The sequence below is a fragment of the Nocardia sp. NPDC004340 genome (assembly GCF_053602575.1).
The window spans coordinates 572,429-592,459 of sequence record NZ_JBSGDW010000004.1; the positions used below are offsets into that span (position 1 = coordinate 572,429).

Consider the following 20,031-nt stretch of genomic DNA (forward strand, 5'->3'; position numbering starts at 1 on the left):
GGGCGCCGCGCTCGGTTACTGTGCGGGGGATGAGCATCGAGTTTCTGTTGACGACGCTTGTCATTGTGGCGACGCCGGGCACCGGGGTGCTGTTCACGCTGGCCGCGGGGTTGGCGCGGGGGGTGCGGGCCAGTGCGATCGCGGCATTCGGGTGCACGCTGGGGATCGTGCCGCATGTGGTGGCGGCCATCACCGGGCTGGCGGCGCTGCTCAATGCCAGTGCGGTGGCATTTCAGACGTTGAAGTACCTGGGCGTGGCTTATCTGCTCTACATGGCGTGGAATACGTTGCGGGACAAGGAAGTTCTCGCGATCTCGGAGGAGAGTTCGGAGGCCGCGCCCACCGCCGGGCGGGTGATCGTGTCCGCCGTTCTGCTCAATGTGCTGAATCCGAAGCTGACGATCTTCTTCTTCGCGTTCCTGCCGCAGTTCGTGCCGAACGGCTCCACCGGCGCCACCGTGCGCATGCTCGAACTGAGCGGGCTGTTCATGCTCGCGACCTTCGTGGTGTTCGCCGTGTACGGCGTCTTCGCGGCGGGGGTGCGCAGCCGCGTCATCTCCCGTCCGGCGGTCATGACGTGGATGCGTCGCATGTTCGGGGTCTCGTTCATCGCACTCGCGGGACGGCTGGCCGTGCAGAACCAATAGACGTGAGCTGCGCGGTCCCGAGGTGGAGGCAGATATCACCATCTGGAAATTTGCCCGGGTCGCTGGACATTTGCCATGGTGTAGGTAGTCCCCATCAGGGGCCCGGACGAGGGAGCCGTACCCGGCGTGCGACAAGACGGCCTTCGGAGGTAGTCATGTCTTGGCTGGTGTTGGTGGTGTCCGGGGTTCTCGAAGCCGTGTGGGCTACCGCGCTCGGGAAGTCGGAGGGATTCACCCGACTGGGACCCACCGCGGTGTTCGGAGTGGGGCTCGTCTCGAGTATGGCCGGGCTGGCCTATGCGATGCGCGGACTGCCCGTGGGGACCGCTTACGCGGCATGGGTGGGGATCGGGGCCGTATTGACGGTCGTGTACTCGATGGCCACCGGCGAGGCCGCTGTCAGCGCGATCAAGGTTCTGCTGCTCGGTGGGATCGTGGCGTGCGTGGTCGGGTTGAAGTTGGTCGGATAGACGGCTATTTGGCCGGGGTCAGTTTCACCGCGTCGGCGGGGACGGCGGGGACCGATTGGACCGTCTGGGTTTTGGCGGTGGGGTCGGGGAGTTGGAGTCGCCAGTCGTCGGAAACCCACACGACGGTCTGAGCGGACGCGGTGATGCTGGCGTCGGAGTACGTGGCGTAGACGGTGACGTCGGCGCGGTCGGGGGTGTAGGCGGTGAGTTTGTAGGCGGCGATGTGGGGGGCCACGGTCTGATCGGCGGGGGCGGTGATCGAGATCTGGGCTCTGGCCAGGACCCAGGAATCCTTGGCGGCGCCGGGAATCAGGGAGATCGCGGCCACCTGCGGCCAGACGCCGTCGGGGGCCAGGGACAGGCGAGTGCTGTGGTTGATGGCGGCCAAAGCCGCGCCCTGGGGGGTGTGGGTGTATCCGGCGGCGGTGGTGCCGAGTTTGCTGGGGCCGTCGTGGCCGCCGATCGGGAGCTGGACACCCTGGTAGTTTTCCCAGCGCACGTCGGCGGGCGGGCGGGACGGATCTGCCGCCGTGGTAGTCGATTTGGTGGCGGGTTCATCGCCTAGACCGCAGGCAGAGACGGTGACGGCAGTGGCCGCGACGAGTAGGGCCGCCACCGCGGCGGTGAAAGTTTGCGCGTGGTGTGCTGAATTGGCGCGCACGATGATTCCTCCCGTAGAACCCGAGAACGGTCGAGAAGCGTTGCGGGGACGCGAGTTCGGCGGCCGCGCGGTCGGGCTCACTCTATGACGCGGGTGGGCACGGTGGCGGGTCCAGCAGTGTTGATCGGTTCGGTTTAACAATTCGTCACTCCTGTCACGGAACCGGTTGCGGGGACCCACGATCCGGGTAACATCAGGGCCGCAACATGATCATCGCAGGTGGTGGGGTTGATGATGGATCATCGGGACCTGGTTCCGGTGGGCCGCCTGTGTCATCTGCCAGTGGTGCGTAATGCCCTGGCGTTCGGGGGAATCGGGTCGCGAGCCCGCTGCTGTCCGTTCGGGGAAGGGGAACTGGGGAGATGAAGACCACACGAACATCGATCCTGCTGTCAATGCTGCCGATCGCGCTGGTCGCGGGCCAAGGGGTCGCCGTCGCGGCGCCGGGGCAGCCGGGGCTCGCCGTGCCCGGAGACGGGCAGCCGGGATTGAGCACCCAGCCTCCGCCGCCCGCGGCGCCCAGCCCGGCGGATTACATCCCCGACCCGCCCATTCCGGCTCCGAACCGGCCGCGGCCCAAGCAGCAGACGACGCCCTCGCCGCAGCAGAACACGATCATTCAGCCGCAGGCCACGCAGCCGCAGGGCGGCGAGCCGGAGGTGACACCGCCTCAGGCGGAACAGCCCTCGGCCAATGCGCCAGAAGTGATGCCTACCGACCCGCACAAACTGCGTGTGGGAACGAATTCCGTCGTGCTGCCCGACTTCGTCGACACCAAGTCCCGAGACAAGGCTCAGTCCTATCTCGACATGGCGGAGTGGCAGATCGCCGCGTTCTACGACAGCTTGGGTTTCCCCCGCGACCAATCCGACCGCATGGCCGCTGGCAGCGTGTCGGGCAGTGTTGCTGGTGCTGGTGTCGGCATGGTCAGCACTGGGCTTTTCGTTGTCGGTGGATGCGCGGTCGGCGGAATCATCGGCGGCGTCGCCGGAGCAGCAATCGGCGGCATTCCCACGGGCGGCGTTGGTGCACCGGTCGGTGCTGGCATCGGCGGTTCGGTTGGATGCTTGGCCGGTTCACTGATCAGTGGATTCCCCGGCATGTTCGTCGGCGCAGCACTCGGAGCCGTCGCGGGCGGTGTCCTCGGTGGCCTGACCGGCGGCACACCGACCACGCCTCCGGCTGCCCCGGTGTCGCTCATCGATGCCGAGGCGCACGCACCCAGTGTGGACCAAGGGGTGCAACCGGTTTCGGCTGTCATCACGCTGCCTGGAGTACCCGCGCAGGTCGCGCAGGTGCTGGCGCCCGCGTTGCAGCAGCTCGGGGCGGCGATCGAGCAGGTTGCGCCCGTGGCGCAGGCGGCGGTGCCCGCGGTGCAGGAGGTCGGGGCCGCGATCGAGCAGCAGGTGGTTCCGGTCGCGCAGGCGGTGGCTCCGGTGATGGAGCAGCCGGTGGCGCAGGCCGCGCCGGTGGTGCAGCAGGTGGTGGCCGATGCGGGGCAGCAGGTCGTCGCGGCGGTGCCGCAGGCCGCGCCCGTGGTGGAGCAGGTGGTGGAAGGCGTGAACGCGCAAGTCGATTCGTTCCGGGCCGCCGTGGCGCAGATGCCCGCGATCACCCCGGAAGCCTTCATCGCCGCCCTGCAGCCCGCCCTGCCGGGCGCGTGACCGCAACGACACGGATGACGCCGTGACCGCAGACAACAACGCCGGCAGCGACTCCGCCCCCGGCCCCCTACCCGCCCAGCCCGAACCCCGCGCCGCCGATCCGGCCGCCGCGGCGCACCATCGCGAGTCCGTCCCGGACCGGACGGACGGCGATTTCCTGCGACTCGAACCCAGCGCACCCCTGTCGGCCGAAATCCCACCGGCCGCGGCCACGCAGGCGAGCAATCACGCATCCGCGCCTACGCGGCGGGTGCCCAAGCCTGGCGCGTCACGCCATCGACGCGAAGAGGCTCCGGGCGAGGATCTGGAGCCGGTGACCGAACCCGCGGTCCGCGGGGGTTCGGTAGCGAGTGAAGGGGTTCGGCGGCCGGTGATGCCGGAGATCGTGCCGGTCGGGGCCGCGCCGGAGGCGGCGACGCAGCCGGTGGAGGTGGCGGGGTGGGCCTCGTGGCTGACGGAAGGGGCCGCCGCGGAGCCGGTTTCGGCGGGGCGGGATTCCGGATGGGACGACGAGTGGCGAGCCGTGGAGGATCTACGGGCCGAGGATCCGATGGCGGCGCTGGTGGACGAGGCGCGGAGGCGGTCGGTGCAGACGCAGCGGCGGCTGCGGATCCGGGCTCGCGCCATCGCGATTGCCGGGGTCTCGCTGGCGCTCGTGGTCGTGGCGGGCGTGGCGTGGCTGATGTCGTCGGCCGGGGATTCGAATGAGCCGCAGGCCGTTCCGGGGAACAGTACGACGAGCACGCCCAGGGGCACGGCGGGGACCAGCACGGCGAGCGGGAATCAGCCGGGGCCGGCCGTGTGGTGCCGGGAGACGGATACGCCGCAGCGGGTGAGCGGCGCCGGGGCCGGGAACCTCAACAGCGGGCCCGGGGTGATCATGCGGCTCGAATACGCGTGGTACGTGTTGCGGGACGCGGCGGCGGTGCGGTCGGTGCTCAGCGCCGATGCCCGGGTCGCGCCGGAACAGGCCACGCGCGACGCGATCTCGGCGACGCCGGCCGGAACCCAGCACTGCGTGACCATCACCGAGGCCGACGCCGACCGGTGGAACGTCAACGTCGACGAGAAGCATCCCGACGGCACCCAGACCTCGTGGCAGCAGGTCATCACCACCGCCACCCGCGACGGGCGCACCACCATCACCTCGATCATCGCCGGAAGCCGGTGAGCCATGGTCGATATCGACGACCGGCTCCGGCCACCGGCCGGCCACGGCGGCGACGGGGAGTCGTACGAGAGTGACCTGATGCGGCCCGGCCCCGCCGGGTCACCCACCGACGCGGTGCCATTGCACGGCGGGCGGGGACGGCTCGTGCGGGCCGCGGTTCCCGCGGCGCTGGTGCTGGGCGGATCCGGGGCGTCGGGCGCCAGCACCACCGCGCTCGGATTGGCCGCCGCGGCCGCGGTGGACAGCGACGGCGACGTGTGGCCGGTCGTGGTGGACGCCACGCTCGGCGGCGGGGACGTGGCCTTGCGGGGCTGCGATACCGCCGCACCCGTGAGCTCACTCCAGAATTGGCTCGGCACCCGCGATCCGGGGACGGCCGCCAGTGTCGGGGCCTGCTCGGGGCAGACCTCCACCGGCGTGCGGGTGCTGACACGGACGCCGGACCCGTTGCCGCGCAGGGAATCCCTGACCTCGGTGGCCAGATATCTCGAAAACGCCGGGCTGCTGGGTGTTTTCGACGCGGGCGCGCCGGTCACCAGCCGGTTGGCCGCTCCCCTGCTGTCCGATCCCCGGGTCGGGCTGGTGATCACGGTGGCCGCGCGGCCCGACGCCATCAACCGACTGCAACCCGCACTGGCCTGGCTGGACGAGAACTTCAGCGAGTTCGTCGTCGGCGACGCCGTCATCGTGCTCACCGAACAGGTGCCCGGCGCCGCCGCCACCGTCATCGACCATGTGCGCACCCACCTGGGCTCCTGGGTGCGCGCCGTCGTCCAGATCCCCTTCGATCTGCACCTCGCCACCGGCGGCCCCATCTCCTGGCACCGGCTCGCCGCCGAAACCCGCGACGCCTACCTCACTTTGCTGGGAGCGCTGCGATGACCAGCACCCAGCTCCCGGGCGCCGCGACTTCCGGTCCGTCCGCCGCGTGGCAGCCACGCGGCGCGGGAGCCTGGCGCACCGGCACCGCCGACGACCCGAGCCCGGCGCAAGCCGCGGACCCCACAAGCGACCCGCCACGAGCGGACCCGGACGGTGCGGAGCACCTACCGTCCAGCGGTGTCGGTGAGCAATCACGCGGCCGGGACATGCTTTTCGAGGCCATCGACCAGAATCCGCCGACTTCCGCCGTGCCGCCCGTGGCGATGTGGCATCGGGCCGTACCGAATCGCCCGCCGCGTCCACCCCTGCTGTGGCTGGTCGGCGTGCACGGCGGGGCGGGGGTCAGCAGTCTCGCGGCCAGTCTGCGCTGGGCCGGGGATGCCGGACAGCGGTGGCCCGCGCGGATCGGGGCGGGCGCGGATATGGATTCGCCGCTGGTGGTGCTGGTCGGGCGGAGTCATCTGCGCGGGGTGAACGCGCTGCACCGCGCGCTGCTGGCGCATCAGGCGCGGGCGACGCCCGCCGGGAGCGCGGTCGTCGGCGTGCTGACGGTGGCGGATTCGGCTCGGCCGCTACCGGTTCCGGTCGCGCAACGGCGCGAGGAGATGGAAGGACTGGCCATCGAGCTGGGCGCCCGCACCTGGCGGCTCGGCTGGCTCGAGCAATGGCGGGCGCTGGAACCCTACGAGATGGCGGCCTGGGATCCCGCCGCCGGAGTCTCGCCGATGGAAGAAGGCGATCCCACCCGCACTCCCCCGCAACCGGTTCGGCTCCTGGCCGAGCAGATCCTCACCGCGGCACGCATAGCCGGGACCCGGATCACCGAACGCGCGCAACACGGCGCGGACCCAGTCGGCCCATAACCTGAACGAGGTGCGTCGTGCATCGACAACTGCTGTCCACCCGATGGTTCCGAAGCGCGGCGCTGCTCACCGCCGCCGTCTGCGTGGTGGGGACCGCGGCCGCCGGGCCCGGCGTGTTCGACCTCGCCGTGGCCCACGGCGGCCCGCCCGACACCACGGTGCCCATCGACAAATGCCCGGCCCTGTACGCGCTCGGCATCCAGGGCACCGGCGAATCCTCCCCCGACGCCGCCGTCACCACCGACACCGGAATGCTGTCGGAAGTGTTCCGGCCCATGATGGCCGACGCCGGGGACGAGCTCGTCGACCGCGCCTACGTGCCCTACGAGGCGTCCTTCGGCGGCGTCGTCGCCGTCTCCAAGACCACCTACAGCCAGTCGGTGACCGGCGGGCTGGAACGCCTGCGGTCCATGGCGAAACAGATCACCGACCGGTGCCCGAACACGCGGCTCGCCATCGCCGGATACTCGCAGGGCGCGCACGTGGCCTCGGTGTTCGCGCAGGAGGTCGGGGCGGGCAAGGGAACCGTGGCCGCGGAGAAGGTCGCGGCCGTCGCCCTGTTCGGCGACCCGAACCGCAATGCCAACGCGCCGCTGTTCCCTGGCAAACCGGATCAGAAGCTGCCCACCGCCGCACCCGGAACCGATGGGAAAACGGTTGCCGGGCTGGGTGATCCGCCCGCCACCAAGACCGCCTCCGGCGCGGGCATCGCACCCGATAGCGGCACGCTGGAGAACTTCGGTTCGCTGGTCGGGCGGGTCGCCGAATTCTGCACCGAAGGCGACCTGGCCTGCGACACCCCCGTCGGCGCGCCGCTGGTGCGGACCGTCGCCAATATCGCCGGGCAGGTGGAGCTTTCGGCCGGGGACCCGATCGGATCGCTGAAGTCGATCGCGGAGGCGCTGGCGTTCACCTCCATCAAGACCGCCACCTCCGTGGTGAACAAGGACGTGTCGGGGACCTCGCTCACCGATATGTCGTATCAGCCGCAGAAATCCATCTCGCAGCGCATCGCCGACGCCTCCAACCCCAATACCCAGGTCGACATCCCGGGCGCGTTCCAAGCGCTGCTCAAGGTCGGCACCATCGCCATCAACTCCATCGTGGCCGTGGTGAAAGACATTCTCACGCCGGGCAATATCGCCGAGATCGCCACCGCCGGGCTCGCCAATCCGATCGCCGGACTGGCCGTGTTCGGGGCCAAACTGGTCGGGGCCGCCGCCAACCTGGTGCCGCCCACCACCATCAGCAGGCTCACCACGCAGGCGTTCTCCGCGGTCACCCAGAACGTCACCGACAACAAGGATCTGCTCGACATCACCACATGGGTGCGGTACTGGGACACCGCGCAGAAGCACGACTACACCCACGCCCAGGGTGCGGGATTCGGGGCCAGCCCGACCGACTGGGTGGGGCGGTGGTTCGCGGCCGTCGCGCACGATCTGTCGGGGGCCGCGACGCCCGGGGCCACGCCGCGCGGCGGTAGCGACAAGCCCAGCGTGGGAATGGATTTCGCGGGCACCACCACCGCGACCACCACGGTCGCGCCGAGCGGGCAGTTCCCGCTCGGCGGGGCCACGACCACACCCTCGAACGGTGCGGCCACCACCTTGCCGAGCAGCATGCTCACCACGACGCCGAGCAGCGGGGCGCCGCTGATCCCCGATCTCATCCCGCAGGCGACGCCATGAGCACCACCGAATCAGGGTCGCGGACAACGGGTCCGGGCGCCGAACCACCCACCCCCGCGACCGAGGGCGCGTACACCGGCAGCTGGGCGGACTGGATCACCGGCGCGAGCGGGCCGCCGCCGCGCGACGAGTACGCGGGGTCGACGCGCGGCCACGACGTCTACAACGCGTACGACGACCCCGACGACGGATACGACGAGTTCTACGACGAGACCGGGGACTACGAGGCCGCGGAGTACGAGGCGCGGCACCGGGCCGAACACAGCACGACCGACAACCGATCGGCCCATGGACGATCCGATGCCTGGACAGCGGACGACGCCTCCCCTGCCGGGACCGGCGACGGACCCTCGCATGCGAGGGTCTCGGAGCCACAGACCTGGGAAAACGAGCCTGCCTCGCGGTACCGGGCGGCACACCCGGCCACGTCGGCACACGAGCCGACCTCGCACCCGGCGTCGTCAGCACACCAGCCGTCCTCACACCTGACACCGTCGTCTCGCGAGGCCGCCGCGCACCGCACCCGGACCGCACACGATTCCCCCCGCGCCCAGGCGGTGTACGACTCCTTGCAGGATCGCGCGTCCAGCGACTTCACCCCGCCCCGCCAGCGCGGATCCGCGGAATGGGGGTTCCCCGACGAACGCCGGCCGCTGAAGCGAGCGCCCCACCCGACCCGATCGGGGCCACGATTCCGGTTCCCCACCACCGGTGAACGCGGGTGGGCGGTGCCGGTGCTGGGCGCACTCGCCGCGATCGTGGTGACGGCGGCGATCGTCGTGCAGGTCGCCAAGGTCGGGCAAGGCGACGACCAGCGGGCGAAGGCCGCGGCCACCACGCCCGCGGCGGTCCCGGTCGCCAGCGCTCCCGCCACGACCGCCGCCTCCGACCAACCCGCGTCCGGACTGCCCGCCAACCTGTGCCCCAACGAGGCCAAGGGCGGCACCGTCCGCGGCAACGGACCGGGCAGTACGCGGTCCGGGCCGGAGGCGATCCTCGCACTCCAGAGCCGGTATTACGTCGACCGATCCGGCAAGGCCGTGCGCGAGATGTACGCCCCCGACGCGCCCGCGCCGTCCATCGAACAGATCCAGGCGGGCATCGACTCCATACCGGTCGGCACCACCTACTGCGTGCAGATCATGCCGGGGCCGTTCGACGGACAGCACATCATGGTCGTCACCGAGCAGCATCCCGACGCCACCAAACGCACCTGGGCCCCGCAGCTGGTCATGACCACGCAGTTCGGCGGGGCGACCCTCATCTCGGCGCTGATCCCGATGAACGAGGACACCCCGAAATAGCCGGTACGGCCCGGCACGGAAGGCGAGGTGGCACGCAGGGGTACTCAGGGTTTGCCAGGGCGTTTTGGAAATGGCGCGCGGGTGGGCTAATGTTCTCTCTCGCAGCCGGACGGGCGGAGACGCCGGAACGGAAGCGATGCGGATGTAGCGCAGCTGGTAGCGCATCACCTTGCCAAGGTGAGGGTCGCGAGTTCGAATCTCGTCATCCGCTCAACACGACAACGAAAGTTGTTCCAGCGCACTAGATCTGGCGCACATTCCCGGGCATGTCGGCGCGAATTCGCGGTACCTTTGCAGGGTGACCATGTTGCTCAGCGCCTTCCACGACACTGTGCTCTCCCAGTATGACCTCGTGTCTGCCCCACTCGCCCAGCTCGGAAACCCGACCCCGGAGACTCCCCCGGTCGCGGACAAACTCATGAAGCTGGTTCGCTACTTCACCTGGTTCGTGCTGCTGTCGGGCGTCATGGCCATCACCTACGCCGGCGGCCGGTTCGCCTGGGAGAAATGGTCGGGCAGCGGGCTCGCCTCGCCGAAGATGGTGGCCGGCGCGATGATCGGCGGCATTGTCGCCACCAGCGCGGGCACCATCATGAACGCCGTCCTCTGACCCTCCCGCGCGTACAGCGCCGACTGTCGGTGGCCCCGGCTACGCTCGTCGAACAGACTGGCGAACACGGGTAGGGGCCGCCTTGACGACGAGCGACACACGCACCGCGCGCACCTTGCTGCGCGACGACCCGGCAGACGGGGTCGACTTCGGGCTGGAGCACGTCCACGAAGTCCTGGCGGGTCTCGCCGCCGAGGTGGCGGCCGACCGGCCCCGCGATGCCGAACTCATCACCTGCCGACTCGGACTCGACGGCGAGAACCCCGAAACGCTGACACTGCTCGGTGCGCGCTTCGGGGTCTCCCGTGACCGGGCCCGCCAGCTCTACACCCGCGCGGTCGGCGCCATGCTGCGCCAGACCCTCGCCACCGGTCAGCCCGACCTGTCGGTATTCGCCCAGCGGTACCCCATCGGCCACGGCGACGAACGCCTCGTGCGCGCCCTGCTCGCCGAAACCTATGCCACCGACGGCGATATCGCCGCGCAGGACTGGGCGTACCTCAAACTCCGCCTCGCCGGACACGACCTCCAGGACGCGAAACGCCTGGCGGGCTTCGTCTTCCAGCGCATCGCGGGCTGGCAGCAGAAGGGGCGCTGGCATCTGCTGCCGGTGCCGGGGCAGGACGTGACCGGTGGAGCGCGGCGTGCGCCGGGCACCGCGGGCTCCGCCGCCGACCACCACGCGGCCGGCGGCGCGGGCGATCCGGCGACCACGGCGGCGACCGATCCCGCAGGCGATCCGGCATCGACACGACGAGCAACTCGCGCCGACGGGGCCGCCCAGGATGCGGCAGCCGATGCGGGAGACGATGTTTGGGCTCCGTGGCTGCGCCGCGTCGAATGGCCCGGTGGCGGGAGCCCGGAGCCGCTGCCCAGCCTCCCGGCGGGCCGCCTCGACTACGACGACGACAGTCGCGGCCACATGTTCTCCGAAAAGCTCGGCCGCGAAGTGACTTTCGACACCGCGTTGCAGGCCCGCCTGCTCCGGCTGCTCGACACCAGCCCGCGGGTCGAGACCTTCCGTGAGCTCCCCGTCGCCGTCACCTATGACCTCGACGGCAGCGAGCGCGTCCACTACCCCACGGCCGCAGCCACCTTCACCGACGGCCGCACCGTCCTCATCGACGTCTCCCCCCTCGCCCACACGGCCCTGTACCCCCAGCGCACCCGCGCCGCCGCCTCCCGCGCGGCCGCCTTCACCCGCGGCTGGGGCTGGCTCACCTGGACCGGCAGCCGCCACGGCCTCCCAGAACTGCTGTCCCGCAAGGTGGACACCCACCACGAGTCCACCCTGATGAGCCACCTCTCCCGAGGCCCCCTCACCTGGCCCGCCCTCGACACCTTCCGCGCCGAGAGCGGGCTCACCCTCCTGGACCTCGCCGCCCTGGTCCACCGTCACGACTGGCAGTGGCACCGAGGTCCTTTCCGCCTCACCCGCTGATCCGCCGGATCAGGGAGTGGGGGTCCCGAACCAGCGGGACAGGGCCGGCTCGAGGTCCTGTTGATTCGATCCCGCCCAGGCGATGTGGCCGTCGGGGCGCAGGAGAATGGCGGGGGCCGGGAATTGGTCGCCGATGTCGACCACGTGGTCGACCCGGTCGGACCAGCCGGCGATCGAGAGGGCGCCGGTTTGATCGAGGAGAAGACCTCGGGCCTGGTGCATGTGCTCGTAGAGGCGGCCGTTCTTCAAAGCCACGTCGCGTTGGCGGCGGCCGATCAGGTCGTCGGCGGAGCCCAGGTCGTAGCGGATATTGAGGGCGGTGACCTTTTCGATGAGGTAGCGGTGGACGTCCTCGAACTCCATGAGTTCGGTGAGGATGCGGCGGATGGCTTGCTGGCCGGGGTCGAGGGAGGTCAGTTCGCTGGAGGCGCGGGCGGTGGTGAGGACGTCGGCGGCCACGGGGCGGCGTTCGGATTCGTAGGTGTCGAGGAGATCGGCTGGGGCCCAGCCGGTTACGGCGGCGGCCAGTTTCCAGCCGAGGTTCACCGCATCCTGGACGCCCAGGTTCAAGCCCTGGCCGCCGTTCGGGGGGTGGATGTGGGCGGCGTCGCCCGCGAGGAAGACGCGGTCCACGCGGTAGCGGTCGGCGAGGCGGGTGGCATCGCCGAAACGGGACAGCCAGCGCGGGGAGTGCGCGCCGAAGTCGGTGCCCGCCAAGGCGCGAACCTGACGGGTGAGGTCCTCGAGGGTGGGCGGGGTGTCACTGTCCTCGGCGAGGCCGTCGGCGGGAGCGCCGAGGCGGTAGACGCCGTTGCCGAGCGGGACCGCGCCGAAGCGGCGGTGGGTCTTGTGGACCTCCATGACCGTGGCCATCACCTCGTCCTGCGGGGCGGTCAGTTCGACCTCGCCGAGCAGGGTTTCGAAGCGTGCCGGTTCGCCCGGGAAGTCGACGCCCACCAGTTTGCGGATGGTGGAGCGGCCGCCGTCGGTGCCGGCCAGGTAGCGCGAACGAAGGGTGGAACCGTCGGCCAGTTCGGCCGTCACGCCCGTCGCGTCCTGGGTCAGCCCGGTCACCAGCGCTCCGTAGCGGATCTCCGCGCCGAGCTCGACCGCCCACTCCGCCAGCAGGCGATCGGTGATCGGTTGCGGCAGGCCGAGGACGAACGGGAACGAGCTGTCCAACGTCACTGGCTTCGACGGCACGATCCCGGCGAAGAACGCGCTCGGGTCGTGCTGCTTGCCCAGCGCCACGAACCGATCCGCGACCCCGCGCTGATCGAGCACCTCCAGACTGCGCGCGTGCATCCCCATCGCCCGCACCACCTTGGTCGGCTCCGGATCGCGCTCCAGCACCACCACCCCGACCCCGTGCAACCGCAGCTCCGCGGCCAGCATCAACCCCGTCGGCCCGGCCCCGACAATGATCACATCGACCATGAACGCCCTCCTGATTTCCGCAGGTCATCGCCTTACGGTCGACGATTCTGCGGCATACCCGGGGCCTTGCCGCAAGCCCCCCACTGCGATATACGTTGAAGGGGGAGGGAAATTCGGACGCGCTCGGCTACTTCAGGACGAGTCCCGCCGCGATGAACGTCACGATCACCATGACCGCGAACCAGGTGATCAGCTGCCAATGCATGATCGCCGACTTCTGGGCCGCGACCGTCAGGCGCAAGGTGGCGTCCACGCGATTGTGGTCGGCGATGCGGCGACGGGTCTGGGCCAGGTCGTCGGCCTGCTGCTGAGCCGCGATCTCGGCGCGCTCCAGGCGATGGGTCAGGCGCAGCAGCTGTTTGGTCTTGTCGCGGGTGGCCTTGCGAGCCAGCGCCAGCGCGGTGCGCTGATTCGTGAGTTCCTGACGCTGGCGTGCGATGACCGCGGCCTGCGTGCGGGTGTGGCGCTCCCAGTCGGTCACTGTCGCCCATCCTCCCGTGTGTTCGTCACGGCAGCCGAACGCTATCTCGGCGGCCACCCAGCCCGTCACGAATTCGTCCAGTTCGCACGAGGTTTGGCGCGCCGACACTACACCGCCCGGACCGGCGCTCAGCAACCCGCCGGTCACCCGGTACTCGCGGCCCGCGGCGGCGAAATCGTCGAGACCCAGCGCGGGCAGCTGCGCGGTCCAGAACCCGGGCGGGCAGATCCAGAGGACTTCACCGCACCCGCTGGTCCGCAGCTCGGCCGTGATCAATCGGGCGCGCGTCAATTCCGGTGGCGCACTGGACACCTCGATGGCACAGGTGCGATCACCCTTGCGCCACAACACATCCACGGTGTGCGCGCCGACCATCGTACCCAGGCGCACCTCCTCGGCTCCGGCCGCGAGCAGCTGCCCGCGCAACCAGAACTCCAGCCGTCGTACATCCTGACGGCAGTCCGCACAGTCGGTTTCCCGACACCGCTCCCCCGTCGCATGACCCTTGCCCGCGGCACGACCCTTACCCGCCGCGGCCGGCGAATCCGTCACCGCCGCCGCGGGATTCACGCGCGAGACCGGTTCGGCCAGAGCCACCGACCGGTCGCGCGGATCATCCGCTCGCCTCATGCTCACAAGATCACCCCAGCCACCACACTCACCGCAGGGGCCGCTTCCGCCTCATCGGAAACCACCAGCCCTAGCTGTCACTTCCAGAGTGCCGCAGCGCATGCACTCACCGGCAGCAAAGCGACCAGATTCGTTACGCAACCGCGAGCCGCGTGTGATCAAGCGCGTCGCGGATCGTAATCGTCGACCGCGATGCCGAGACCGATCTTCGCACCCCGAACATGATCGTGACCAGCCACGCCCCGACCGGTCCGTCCGCGATGCCCCCGGTGATGTCCGGGATGCCCGCTCGCGCCCCCGCCGCTACTCTTTCGAAATGCTCCCGCCGCAGTCCCCGAACCCGCAGCTCAGCGCGCTACACCCGACCCTGAGGGCGGCACGCGCCGCCAACTCGGTGGCGTTCGCGCTGCAGGGGTTCTTCCTGGCCGTCATCCTCACCGAACTTCCGCAGCAGAAGGACAAATTCGGGCTCACCGACGGCCTGATCGTCGCATCGGTCGCGATGATCTCGCTGCTGGCCGGAGCCGGCAGCATCACCGCCGAGCGGATCGCGCTGCGCTGGTCGAGCCGGACCGCGCTGCGCATCGGGCTGGCGCTGGTCGCGGTGGCGGGTGTGGCCATCGCGGCCGCACCCAACAAGATCGCGCTCTTCGTGGCGCTGGCCGTGTACGGCATCGCGCTGGGCATCGTCGACGCCGGAACGAACATGCAGGCGGTGTTCATCCAGCACGGCTACGGCCGATTCGTCCTGGTGTCGTTCTACGCGGCCTGGAGTGCGGGATCGATCGCGGGCGCGCTGCTGGTGTCGGGGTTCGAGGCGCTGGACGTGCCGCTGTGGGCCTCGATCCTGACCGCCGCGGCCGTGGTGGCGGCCGGCTGCGTCGCGGCGGGCCCGCGACTGCTGGGCACCGACGAGGCCGAATCCGGTCCGGCCGAACACGTCCCGACCAGTTCGGTGCCGGTCCGCGTCTTCTGGATCTTCGGCGCGGTGATCGCACTCGCCTTCGCCATCGATCTGGCGGTCGGCAACTGGTCCGCGCTGTACCTGAAGGACGAACTGCTGTCCTCCTCCTGGGCCGCCGCGCTGGCGCTGGCCGCCTACCAGGGCGCCTCGCTGATCGGACGCCTCACCGGCGACCTGTGGGTGCGCCGCTTCGGCCCGCGCACCGTGGTGCGGGTGGCCGCCGCCGTCGGCTCGGTGGGCCTGGTGATCGTGGTCGCCGCGCCGGGACCGGCCGTGGCCATCCTCGGATTCCTGGTCGCCGGAATCGGATTGCCGGTGATCGCGCCGCTGTGCTTCAGCGAGGCCGGGCAACTCACCAGCGGGCGGGACCTGGACGCGCTCATCGCACGGCTCAACCTGTTCAATTACGCGGGCACGCTGGTCGGCGGCGCGGTGGTGGGCGTGGTCGCCGACGCCGCGAACATGCGGACCGGATTCACGATTCCGCTCGCCTTCGCGATCCTGCTGATCGGATTCGCGCGGGTCTTCCACCCGCGCGCCACCACGGCCCCCTCGACCACCGAACCCGCGGCGGAGCCTGCTTGACTGGAATCATGAGCGACGCCGTAGCAATCCGACCGGCGGTCGCGGACGATGCCGATGAGCTCGCCGCCGTGGCCGCCGCGACCTTCCCGCTGGCCTGCCCGCCCGGATCCACGCCGGAGGACATGGCGGCGTTCATCGCGCAGGTGCTGTCGGCGGACCGGTTCCGCGAATACCTCGGCGACGGCGAGCGGTCGGTCCTGAAGGCGGTCCTGCACGGGAAGATCGTCGGCTACGCGCTGCTCAACACGATGCCGCCCGCGGACCCGCACGTCGCCGCCGTCGTCACGCAGCGGCCGGTGACCGAGCTCAGCAAGATGTACGTGCTGCCCGGCCAGCACGGCAACGGAGTGTCCGCGGCCCTGATGCGCGCCGCCCTGGAGACGGCGCGCACCGGCGGCGACATCGCGGTGTGGCTGGGCGTGAACCAGGAGAACGCCCGCGCCCAGCGCTTCTACACCAAACACGGCTTCACCGTGGCGGGCACCAAGACCTTCACCGTCGGCAGCCAACTGCACCACGACTACGTCATGCTGCATCGGTTCTGACACCCGAGCCCAGCTCGAGGCGACGGCCCCGGAACCGCTGCCGCATGCGGCGGTCGTGGGTCACCAGGACCACCGCGCCCGTGTAGCCGTCCAGGGCCTGCTCCAGATCCTCGACCAGGCTCGGGGACAGGTGGTTGGTCGGCTCGTCGAGCAGGAGCAGATCCACCGGATCGGTGACCAGACGGGCCAATTCGACGCGGCGACGCTGACCGTAGGACAGCTCACCCAGCCGCAGGCCCAGGTCGGCCGGACGGAACAGGCCCAGCGCCAGTAGCTCGTCGGCATGCTCGTCCGGATAACCGGGGCGGCCGGATGTGAACGCCTCCAGCACCGTTCGATCCGCCGGACTCGCCGTGTCCTCCTGTCGCAGGTGCCCGACGCGGCCGCGGACCGTGACCACGCCCGAGTCGGCGGCCAGCTCCCCGGCCAGCAGCCGCAGCAGGGTGGTCTTGCCCGCGCCGTTCGGCCCGGTCACCAGCAGCCGATCGGCCGCACCGATCCCCAGCCCGTCCAGACGCAGACGACCTTGCACCACAACCGAACTCAACTCGGCGACGGGCGGCAGCGGCGCGTCGGGCGCACCCAGGGGGCCGAGGTCCGCGGTGAAGCGGAGCGGATCCGGGGGTGGGGCAATGGGATTCATGGTCAGGCGGGACACCCTTTCCTTGGCGTTGCGGATGCGGGATTGCGCGCCGTGGCCGCGGCTGCGGGTCCGGAAGGGGCCCGCGGCGAAGACCGCCAGCGGGAGCTTGCGCGGGATCGCGTCCAGGCGTGCGACATTCGAATCCGCGAGGCGGCGGTTGCGGGACAGTTCGGCCCGCCAGCGGTCGTGCTCCTGTTGCCGGCGGTGGCGTTCGGCGGCTTTGGCGGTGAGGTAGCCGGCGTAGCCGTTGCCGTGGCGGGTGACCGTGCCCGCGTCCACCTCGAGCACGATCCTGGTGATCCGCTCGAGGAAGACACGGTCGTGGGTCACCGCGACCACCGTGCCCGAATGCTCCCGCAGGTGACGCTCCAGCCATTCGACCGCGCTGTCGTCGAGATCGTTGGCGGGCTCGTCGAGCAGCAGCAGTTCCGGCGACGAGGCCAGGGTGGCCGCCAGCGCCAGACGACGCCGCTGACCGCCGGACAGCGTGCCCAGCAGGCGGTTTCGATCGAGGTCCGGCAGGCCGAGGCCGTGCAGGGCCGCGTCCACCCGGGCGTCGACGGTGTAGCCGCCGCGCGCCTCGAAGCGGGCCACCAGGTCGGTGTACGCGTCGAGCCGCTTGCCGAGCGGGCCCGGGGCGACGAGAGCGGCTTCGGCCGTGCGCATCCGGGACTCCAGGTCCCGGAAATCGCTGAGCGCCAGGTCGATCGCGTCGGCGACGGTGGCGGTGGGCGGCAGCTCCAGGGTTTGCGCCAGATAGCCGATACCGCCCGCCGCCTGTACGACGACGTCGCCGTTGTCGGGCAGGTCGCGACCGGCGATGAGCCGCAACAGAGTCGACTTCCCGGCCCCGTTGTCGCCGACGACGCCGACCTTCTCCCCGGGCCGGATGGACAGGCTCACCTCGTCGAGCACCACGCGATCGGCGTAGCGCTTGGTGACGCCGGACAGGGTCAGCTGGGATACCGCGGAGGGTTGGAGGGTAAGCACAGGGGTCTCCTGTTCTGGCTCGCACACGAGCCGGATCGTTGGGGAACCCACGCGAAAATCGGTCGCCGACAGGCGAATACCAGCCGCTGACCAGCGGATACGCGTGGGGAGGGAGTCGCGGCGGAGCAGATGCTCAACGCGGCGACGCGATCACAAGAAAAGGAAACCGAAACCCATGAGGACTCGAACGGTAGCGGGGACGCTGCGGGGTCGTCAACCACTTTGATGGGGATCACAGACGGCGAGCGCCGGGCGGGATCACCCGCCCGGCGTTCGACCGTGCTGCTCTCGTGTTGTGAAACGCCTTGTCAGGCCAGCAGTTTCGCCTTCAGCGCGGCGATGTCGCCGTCCGTCAGCTTCAGCCCGTCGCGCACGTAGCCGTCGAAGCTGCCGTAGCTCTCGGTCGCCTGGTCGAAGGCCGAGTCCAGCGCCGAGGCGGTCACGCCGTTGAGCATGTCGCCGTCCTTGGCGCCGCGGTAGTAGTTCGACAGCAGGTAGTCGTAGTAGACCGTGTCCTTGTCCACGCCCAGGAGGGTGAGCAGCACCGCCGAGGTCCAGCCGGTGCGATCCTTGCCGGCGGTGCAGTGGAACAGCACGCCGCCCGGGTTGTAGGCGATGTCGCGCAGCACGTTCGCGAAACCCTCGTTCGCGCCGGGCGCGGTGATGAAGGCGCGGTACAGATCGGTGCCCGCGGACAGGGTCGAGGCCATCACCTGCGGCGGGGCCTGGCCGATGATGTCGTCGTGGTGCTCGGTGGCCCCGGCGGGCACCTTGTCCTGACCCATCAACTGCTCGTAGCTCGTCCGCAGGTCGTGGATGGAGACCACGTTGTCGGCGGTGAGCTTGGCCAGATCGGCGTCGGTGGCCTTGCTCAGCTCGCCGGTGCGGAAGACCAGGCCGGTGCGCACGCCGTGGCCGTCGGCGGTGCGGTAGCCGCCCGCGTCGCGGGCATTGAGCACACCGGTCAGGCCGAGGGCCCGGCTGTCGGTGTTGACCAGCACGCTGCTAGTGGCGGCCGGCGGATCGGCCGCGAAGGCGGGCGCCACCGAACCGAGGCTCGCGGACAGGGCGATGGTGACCGCCGCGGCGGCCTGAACAGCACGTTTACGCAAGGTGGTACTCCCTTCCGGGGCCGAAAACCGTCTTCGACCCGGTTTTGGCTGACCACCGAAATTTATTACCCGCGCAAACTATGAAGGCCACCGGGGTGGACAAACGCCCGGGATCTCCCCTGGAAACCCCGGGCGGAACCGGATCAGGCGTGCGCCGGAGCCTCGAAACGCGACAGCGCCAGCAGACGCGAGATCGCGCGCAGGTACTTCTTGCGGTAGCCGCCGTCGAGCATCTCCTGGGTGAAGATCTCGTCCAGCTTCGCGCCCGACACCGTCACCGGGATGCCGGCGTCGTAGAGCCGGTCGGCCAGCACCACGATGCGCAGCGCCACGGCCTGATCGGTGACCGGGTGCACGCCCGAGATGTACACCGCCGACACGCCGTCGATCAGCGCGCCGTAGCGCGACGGGTGCAGGGTGCTCAGGTGCTTCAGCAGCTCGTCGTAGTCGTCGAGCGTGGAATCCGGTGTGGCCGCGGCCCGTTCGACCAGCAGCTCCTGCGAGGTCGGCTCCGGGGCGGGCGGCAGATCGCGGTGCCGGTAGTCGGGGCCGTCCACGCGGATCGGCTCGAACAGCGAACCCAGCTTCTTGATCTCGCGCAGGAAGTCCTGCGCCGCGAAACGACCCTCGCCCAGCTGACCCGGCAGCGTGTTGGAGGTCGCCACCACCGAGACGCCGCGCGCGGTCAGCTCGGTCAGCAGCCGCGAGACCAGCATGGTGTCGCCCGGATCGTCGAGCTCGAACTCGTCGATGCACAGCACGCTGTTGGCCGACAGGCGCTCCACCGCGTTGTTGAAGCCCAGCGCGCCAACCAGATTGGTGAGCTCACCGAAGGTGCCGAACGACTTCGGGTTCGGCACGCTGTGGAAGATCGAGGCCAGCAGGTGGGTCTTGCCGACACCGAAGCCGCCGTCGAGATACAGGCCGATGCCCTGCACCGGCTTCTTCTTGCCGAACAGGCTCTTCTTGTCCGCGGCCTTGCGCAGCTTGGTGACCTGATCTGCGAACAGTTCGGCCTTCAGCACCGCCGCGGCCTGCGACGGTTCCTTCGGATCCGGGATGTAGGAACCGAAGCTCACCTCGTCGAAGGTGGGCGGCGGAACCATCTGGGCCACGAGCTGGTCGGCCGGAACCTCCGGGTGGCTGTCGACGAGGCGTTTCTGCACTGCGTCAGCGTAGATCCGGCCCCGCGTGGGGCTTTACGCAGCATGTGCCGAATGCGATTCAGCTCACAGAACCC

Annotated in this window: 18 protein-coding genes, 1 tRNA gene and 1 riboswitch; of the genes, 13 read left to right on the forward strand and 6 right to left on the reverse strand. The window is 70.1% G+C overall.

What is annotated here, in order from left to right:
- Nucleotides 1–29 precede the first annotated feature (29 nt).
- On the forward strand, nucleotides 30–647 hold the full coding sequence (locus ACWEOI_RS19405; RefSeq protein ID WP_452360471.1) for a LysE family translocator: 618 nt from the start codon (nucleotides 30–32) through the stop codon (nucleotides 645–647).
- An 82-nt stretch (nucleotides 648–729) separates the two neighbouring features.
- Nucleotides 730–793, forward strand: a riboswitch (guanidine-III (ykkC-III) riboswitch).
- 9 nt (nucleotides 794–802) lie between these two features.
- On the forward strand, nucleotides 803–1,117 hold the full coding sequence (locus tag ACWEOI_RS19410) for an SMR family transporter (protein WP_433672536.1): 315 nt from the start codon (nucleotides 803–805) through the stop codon (nucleotides 1,115–1,117).
- Between the two features lie 4 nt (nucleotides 1,118–1,121).
- Here ACWEOI_RS19410 and ACWEOI_RS19415 read toward each other — a convergent pair whose 3' ends face one another.
- On the reverse strand, nucleotides 1,122–1,778 hold the full coding sequence (locus tag ACWEOI_RS19415) for a hypothetical protein (RefSeq protein ID WP_452360472.1): 657 nt from the start codon (nucleotides 1,776–1,778) through the stop codon (nucleotides 1,122–1,124).
- A 362-nt stretch (nucleotides 1,779–2,140) separates the two neighbouring features.
- On the opposite strand from ACWEOI_RS19415, the gene ACWEOI_RS19420 reads away from it, so the two are divergent.
- The 9 genes from ACWEOI_RS19420 to ACWEOI_RS19460 all read left to right on the forward strand — a co-directional run bounded on the left by ACWEOI_RS19420 (nucleotide 2,141) and on the right by ACWEOI_RS19460 (nucleotide 11,404).
- The gene (locus ACWEOI_RS19420; protein ID WP_452360473.1) at nucleotides 2,141–3,442 is read left to right on the forward strand and encodes a hypothetical protein; all 1,302 of its coding nucleotides are present in this window, start codon (nucleotides 2,141–2,143) and stop codon (nucleotides 3,440–3,442) included.
- 22 nt (nucleotides 3,443–3,464) lie between these two features.
- Nucleotides 3,465–4,613, forward strand: a complete 1,149-nt coding sequence (locus ACWEOI_RS19425; RefSeq protein ID WP_452360474.1) for a hypothetical protein — start codon at nucleotides 3,465–3,467, stop codon at nucleotides 4,611–4,613.
- 3 nt (nucleotides 4,614–4,616) lie between these two features.
- Nucleotides 4,617–5,495, forward strand: a complete 879-nt coding sequence (locus tag ACWEOI_RS19430; RefSeq protein WP_433672532.1) for a MinD/ParA family ATP-binding protein — start codon at nucleotides 4,617–4,619, stop codon at nucleotides 5,493–5,495.
- Nucleotides 5,492–6,358, forward strand: coding sequence for a hypothetical protein (locus ACWEOI_RS19435; protein ID WP_433672531.1), 867 nt, complete (start codon nucleotides 5,492–5,494; stop codon nucleotides 6,356–6,358). The genes ACWEOI_RS19430 and ACWEOI_RS19435 overlap by 4 nt, the downstream gene beginning before the upstream one ends.
- A 17-nt stretch (nucleotides 6,359–6,375) precedes the next feature.
- A complete protein-coding gene (locus ACWEOI_RS19440) occupies nucleotides 6,376–8,049 on the forward strand; it encodes a cutinase family protein (protein ID WP_452360475.1) in 1,674 nt (557 codons plus the stop codon).
- Entirely contained in the window at nucleotides 8,046–9,353 is a 1,308-nt protein-coding gene (locus tag ACWEOI_RS19445) for a hypothetical protein (protein ID WP_452360476.1), read from the forward strand. The genes ACWEOI_RS19440 and ACWEOI_RS19445 overlap by 4 nt, the downstream gene beginning before the upstream one ends.
- Nucleotides 9,354–9,491: 138 nt before the next feature.
- Nucleotides 9,492–9,564: transfer RNA gene (locus ACWEOI_RS19450), tRNA-Gly, on the forward strand.
- Nucleotides 9,565–9,657: 93 nt separating this feature from the next.
- Nucleotides 9,658–9,963, forward strand: coding sequence for a hypothetical protein (locus tag ACWEOI_RS19455; protein ID WP_357094104.1), 306 nt, complete (start codon nucleotides 9,658–9,660; stop codon nucleotides 9,961–9,963).
- An 82-nt stretch (nucleotides 9,964–10,045) separates the two neighbouring features.
- On the forward strand, nucleotides 10,046–11,404 hold the full coding sequence (locus tag ACWEOI_RS19460; protein WP_452360477.1) for a hypothetical protein: 1,359 nt from the start codon (nucleotides 10,046–10,048) through the stop codon (nucleotides 11,402–11,404).
- 9 nt (nucleotides 11,405–11,413) lie between these two features.
- Here the strand turns inward: ACWEOI_RS19460 and rox are convergent, their stop codons facing one another.
- Both rox and ACWEOI_RS19470 read right to left on the reverse strand, forming a co-directional pair.
- Complete coding sequence (gene rox / locus ACWEOI_RS19465) at nucleotides 11,414–12,841, reverse strand: rifampin monooxygenase (RefSeq protein WP_452360478.1); 1,428 nt, start codon at nucleotides 12,839–12,841, stop codon at nucleotides 11,414–11,416.
- 127 nt (nucleotides 12,842–12,968) lie between these two features.
- The gene (locus ACWEOI_RS19470) at nucleotides 12,969–13,952 is read right to left on the reverse strand and encodes a hypothetical protein (protein WP_433672526.1); all 984 of its coding nucleotides are present in this window, start codon (nucleotides 13,950–13,952) and stop codon (nucleotides 12,969–12,971) included.
- A 316-nt stretch (nucleotides 13,953–14,268) separates the two neighbouring features.
- Here ACWEOI_RS19470 and ACWEOI_RS19475 point away from each other — a divergent pair, with 316 nt between their 5' ends.
- On the forward strand, nucleotides 14,269–15,501 hold the full coding sequence (locus ACWEOI_RS19475; protein ID WP_452360479.1) for an MFS transporter: 1,233 nt from the start codon (nucleotides 14,269–14,271) through the stop codon (nucleotides 15,499–15,501).
- A gap of 8 nt (nucleotides 15,502–15,509) precedes the next feature.
- Complete coding sequence (locus ACWEOI_RS19480; protein ID WP_452360480.1) at nucleotides 15,510–16,046, forward strand: GNAT family N-acetyltransferase; 537 nt, start codon at nucleotides 15,510–15,512, stop codon at nucleotides 16,044–16,046.
- Here ACWEOI_RS19480 and ACWEOI_RS19485 read toward each other — a convergent pair.
- The 3 genes from ACWEOI_RS19485 to zapE all read right to left on the reverse strand — a co-directional run bounded on the left by ACWEOI_RS19485 (nucleotide 16,027) and on the right by zapE (nucleotide 19,957).
- Nucleotides 16,027–17,679, reverse strand: coding sequence for a TlrC/CarA/OleB/SrmB family ABC-F type ribosomal protection protein (locus ACWEOI_RS19485; protein WP_452360481.1), 1,653 nt, complete (start codon nucleotides 17,677–17,679; stop codon nucleotides 16,027–16,029). The two genes, ACWEOI_RS19480 and ACWEOI_RS19485, sit on opposite strands and share 20 nt — an antisense overlap.
- A gap of 308 nt (nucleotides 17,680–17,987) precedes the next feature.
- The gene (locus ACWEOI_RS19490; protein ID WP_452360482.1) at nucleotides 17,988–18,791 is read right to left on the reverse strand and encodes a tyrosine-protein phosphatase; all 804 of its coding nucleotides are present in this window, start codon (nucleotides 18,789–18,791) and stop codon (nucleotides 17,988–17,990) included.
- A 143-nt stretch (nucleotides 18,792–18,934) separates the two neighbouring features.
- On the reverse strand, nucleotides 18,935–19,957 hold the full coding sequence (zapE, locus tag ACWEOI_RS19495) for a cell division protein ZapE (RefSeq protein WP_433672522.1): 1,023 nt from the start codon (nucleotides 19,955–19,957) through the stop codon (nucleotides 18,935–18,937).
- Nucleotides 19,958–20,031: the final 74 nt, after the last annotated feature.